Below are 3,986 nucleotides of genomic sequence, written 5' to 3'. Positions count from 1 at the left end.
CTTTTCACCTTGCCATTGGAATGGCACAACGGCGATGGGTCTTGCGGAATCGATACCATCAGTAATAACCAGCTCAAGTGCCGCATTGGCTAATTGAACTGAGCTCGATAGTAACAACAAACATCCTAAAATTATTCGCTTAATCACTCGCTTTTCCTTTATGATTGTTACAGTTCAACGGTTAAATTAATGTCTTTCAATCGTTCAACGACACTGGGCTGATCAACCGGCAGTGGAAACGAATTTACTTTTGCTACTGCTCTTTTCGTTGCTGCACATAAGCGATCATCACCGTTGACAATCGATAATCTTCCCAATAGAGCATTGTCGCCTGCGGGTATCAAGCGAAGGTTAACTCGACAAGACTTTCCCTTAAAGCTGTCCTCGATCAGCAGGTTTTGTTCGATCATTTGCTTATACATATTGCCGTAACGAGCGGCTTCTGATTGGGCAAATTTTGATTGCGCCGAAGAATTGCGCTCATTCTCCGTTTCCATACCTGCGAAAATATCATTCAACGCAGCTTCTTGCTCTTTGCGTTCTTTTTCAAGTTGCTCTAAACGAAGCTTTTCTTGGCGAGCTTTTTCTGCCGCCTCTTTTGCGGCCTTTTCTTCTGCAATTCGAGCTTTCTCCGCCCGTTCCGCTGCTTCTTTTGCTTCTTTTGCTGCTTTTTCTTGGACAAGGCGTTCTTGTTCAGCCTTGGCAATCGCTGCTTTTTGTTTCGCTATTCGCTCTTCTTCTGCTCGCTTATTTTCAGCCTCTTTTAGCTTGCGTTCAGCTTCTAACTTTTTGGCTTTCTCTCGCTCTTTCTTAACTCGGGCTTCTTCCGCTTTGCGTTCTTTCTCGACCGCAGCGCGTTTTTTCTCAGCTTCACGGGTTGCCTTGGCTTCTGCCGCTTGTTGTTCTTTCAATTTGCGAATGCGTTCTTCTTCCGCTTTGCGATTCTTTTCTAGCTGCTCGCTCTCTCTCTTTAGCTTATCTAAACGAGTTTGTTCTTTTTTCGCCGCCTCTTCTCGCTGGCTACGAATTTTTTGCGCCTGCTGTTTGACCAGGTTCGGGTCGATAACAACCGCTTGAACCATCTGACCACTAGTTTCAGGCTCTGACATGCTAAAGTCTGAGCCCCAAAGCAAAGCAACAATCAGCACGATGTGCATTGCTAAAGAAATAACAATGGGATTCCGATAATTACTGTTTTTTGAGTTAGTTTCTTTCATGAGTAATGCGGATCTAATCCCTTAATTCCGTTAACAGGCCAACCTTAGGGATACCTGCACGGCTTAGTTCATCAAGCACTAACACGATATCTGCATACGGTGTTGCTGCATCACCACCGACCGCAACCGGTGAGTCAGGTTTAATCGACAGTTCTGCTTTGACTCGAATGATCGCATCCTGCATTGAAATGCCACGCTGAACTTCTTCGTCGTTCACGCTCAAACCTAAGACACCATCTTTATCAATCTCTACGATGATAAAGCTGCTATCGGTGTCACCAGCAAGTTCCGATGCGGCTTTTGCACTGCTCGTTTGTGGTAATTCGACATCGACCCCCTGCGTCACAAATGGTGAGGTTGCCATGAATATGATCAGCAAAACCAACATAACATCGATGTAGGGTACAACGTTTATTTCCGCTGTCATCTTACGTTTTTTTGGTTGATAACCCGCCATGGTTAATCCCTACCTGCCATTGCTTGGCGGTGCAAAATACTGTGGAATTCTTCAGAGAAGGTCGCGTAGTTATGCTCAAGTTTACCGACATTACTGCTAAAGCGGTTGTAAGCCATGACAGCTGGAATCGCGGCAAATAAGCCCATTGCTGTAGCAATAAGTGCTTCGGCGATACCCGGCGCAACCATAGACAATGTTGCTTGCTTAACCTCACCCAATGCGATGAAGGCGTGCATGATCCCCCATACCGTACCAAATAGGCCAATGTATGGACTAATAGAACCGACGGTAGCCAAGAAAGGCAAGTTAGTCTCTAGGTCATCAACTTCTCTTGCAACAGCTACGCGCATCGCACGACCTGTTCCTTCCATGATAAATGCGGGTGAATCTGCATTGGATTTACGCAGGCGAGCAAACTCGGTAAAGCCAGAATAAAAAATCTCTTCTGTGCCCGAAAGATTATCTTTTCTTTTTTTAACGTCTTGATAAAGAACCGCGAGATCCGTACCTGACCAGAATTTATCTTCAAATGATTCGCTGTCTTTGGAAGCTTGAGACAAAATTTTACTGCGCTTAATGATCATTGCCCAAGAAGCGACTGACATGCCAAGCAAAATCAACATAACTAATTGAACTAGAATACTGGCTTCTAGTATCAGTTCTACAAACGAAATATCAGCAGTCACTTTCTATTAACTCCAAAGCTATAGATTGAGGCATTGCTTTTGGCCTCATTTTCACATTATCGATACATGCTACCTTAACCGTCGCTTTACACAATGTCTTCCCGTCGAGATTTACGATCTCTTGACAGAAGGTCATTGATGCTTTTTTCTTTACTGCGATGGTGGTAACCACATTGAGTTGCTCATCAAGGCGGGCGCCCTGCAAAAAGTCGATATCCATATGTCGCACGACAAACCCGATATTCTCTTCAAGTAAGCGGTGTTGTGAGACCCCAATACTTCGAAGCATTTCGGTTCGTGCACGTTCAAAATATTTCAGATAATTAGAATGGTATACCACTCCCCCAGCGTCTGTGTCTTCGTAATAGACCGTGACTGGCCAGCTAAAAACTGAGGCACTTGGATGCAAAGTAATACCCATTATCAATTAAATATTGGATGTACTATAACGCAAGTTATCACTATTAGTACAAGTGCTATCAATGGTTTTGCTCCCTTTCAGATAAAAAATTAGCGCTGCCTCAAAGAGGTAGCGCTAACTTGGATGTTATTTCATCATTTAGTAGCAAAAATTGTATCGACTTATGTCTCATCATTACAAATGAAACCAAGCGGTCTCTCTGTTATTCGCTATCTTTATCCATCATTTCTGAATGCTCTAACCAAAGAGCGTTAATGATGCCAAATGCACAGGCAAGTAAAATGCCTAAAATCCATGCAAAATACCACATGCGTTACGCTCCTTAATAAAGTGAGTTTTTGTTATCTTCGATAAACTGGTTATTGATACGGCCAAACATTTTGTAGTACGTCCACGTTGTGTAGGCCAAGATAACAGGTACCATAACAAATGCGACGGCTGTCATTAAGTTAAGAGTCAGCTCACTCGACGTTGCATCCCACATCGTTAAACTGTGGTTTGGAAGCAAATCTGAAGGCATCACAAACGGGAACATGGCAAAGCCAGCCGTCAGAATAATACCCGTATTCGCTAAACTGGAAGACAGAAATGCAAAGCCAGCTCGGTCAATTTTAGCAAACAACACCGCTAACAGGGCACCAACGATACCCGTTATTGGCGCTAACCACATGGCTGGATACGCATAAAAGTTGCTCATCCAAGCGCCCGCTTCTCGGATCACTTCTTTGTTTAGCGGGTTAGAAGGCGCATTAGTATCGATAATACTTGTCACTACGTAGCCTTCGATATTCTGAATCCAAACTCCTGCCGCCACAAACGTGACCACAACAACCAAACCCATGATTTGCGCAATAGAGCGAGCTCGTGAATGCACTTCATCGGTAGTCTTCATTTGCAGCCAGGTCATTCCTTGCAGCAAGATCATAGACAAGCTAACAAGACCACATAGCAATGCAAATGGGTTAAGCAAGCCAAAAAACGAACCGTGGTAGGTCACCATCATAAAATCGTTGAACTCAAAGGGAACACCTTGTAGAAGGTTACCAAAAGCAACACCAAATATGATCGGTGGCACAAATCCGCTGATCGAAATACCGATATCCCATGATTTGCGCCACTTTGGATCTTCAATTTTTGAACGGTAATCCAAACCGAGTGGTCGCAACCACAACGCTGCCAGCGTCACCATCATCGCAAGGTAAAAC

At 44.1% G+C, this 3,986-nt stretch carries 6 protein-coding genes and 1 pseudogene; all 7 read right to left on the bottom strand.

What is annotated here, in order from left to right; all coding sequences use genetic code 11:
* Positions 1-147 (bottom strand): annotated as a pseudogene (locus ACP45E_RS16600) (Tol-Pal system beta propeller repeat protein TolB); the annotation flags it as partial.
* Between the two features lie 20 nt (positions 148-167).
* On the bottom strand, positions 168-1,217 hold the full coding sequence (tolA, locus tag ACP45E_RS16595; protein ID WP_017037323.1) for a cell envelope integrity protein TolA: 1,050 nt from the start codon (positions 1,215-1,217) through the stop codon (positions 168-170).
* A 13-nt stretch (positions 1,218-1,230) separates the two neighbouring features.
* Positions 1,231-1,674, bottom strand: a complete 444-nt coding sequence (locus ACP45E_RS16590; RefSeq protein WP_017034874.1) for an ExbD/TolR family protein — start codon at positions 1,672-1,674, stop codon at positions 1,231-1,233.
* Positions 1,675-1,676: 2 nt separating this feature from the next.
* A complete protein-coding gene (gene tolQ, locus ACP45E_RS16585; protein WP_017034873.1) occupies positions 1,677-2,360 on the bottom strand; it encodes a protein TolQ in 684 nt (227 codons plus the stop codon).
* Complete coding sequence (gene ybgC, locus ACP45E_RS16580) at positions 2,350-2,781, bottom strand: tol-pal system-associated acyl-CoA thioesterase (protein WP_017034872.1); 432 nt, start codon at positions 2,779-2,781, stop codon at positions 2,350-2,352. Before ybgC ends, tolQ begins: the two co-directional genes overlap by 11 nt.
* Before the next feature lie 202 nt (positions 2,782-2,983).
* Positions 2,984-3,091 (bottom strand): cytochrome bd-I oxidase subunit CydX, encoded by a 108-nt coding sequence (gene cydX / locus ACP45E_RS16575; RefSeq protein ID WP_017034871.1) that lies wholly within the window; start codon positions 3,089-3,091, stop codon positions 2,984-2,986.
* A 12-nt stretch (positions 3,092-3,103) separates the two neighbouring features.
* Positions 3,104-3,986, bottom strand: an 883-nt coding sequence (cydB, locus tag ACP45E_RS16570) for a cytochrome d ubiquinol oxidase subunit II (RefSeq protein WP_069585281.1), incomplete at its 5' end; no start/stop codon positions are given.

Origin of the sequence: Vibrio genomosp. F10 str. 9ZD137 (assembly GCF_049974785.1) — a bacterium.
Taxonomy (GTDB): domain Bacteria; phylum Pseudomonadota; class Gammaproteobacteria; order Enterobacterales; family Vibrionaceae; genus Vibrio.
Note: the sequence above shows the minus strand (reverse complement) of the source record. Positions and strands in the feature narration are given on the sequence as shown.

What these genes read in the sequence shown, in the direction of transcription:
- tolA (WP_017037323.1), bottom strand. Translation starts at nt 1,217, where the DNA reads ATGAAAGAAACTAACTCAAAAAACAGTAATTATCGGAATCCCATTGTT.
- ACP45E_RS16590 (WP_017034874.1), bottom strand. Translation starts at nt 1,674, where the DNA reads ATGGCGGGTTATCAACCAAAAAAACGTAAGATGACAGCGGAAATAAAC.
- ybgC (WP_017034872.1), bottom strand. Translation starts at nt 2,781, where the DNA reads ATGGGTATTACTTTGCATCCAAGTGCCTCAGTTTTTAGCTGGCCAGTC.
- cydX (WP_017034871.1), bottom strand. Translation starts at nt 3,091, where the DNA reads ATGTGGTATTTTGCATGGATTTTAGGCATTTTACTTGCCTGTGCATTT.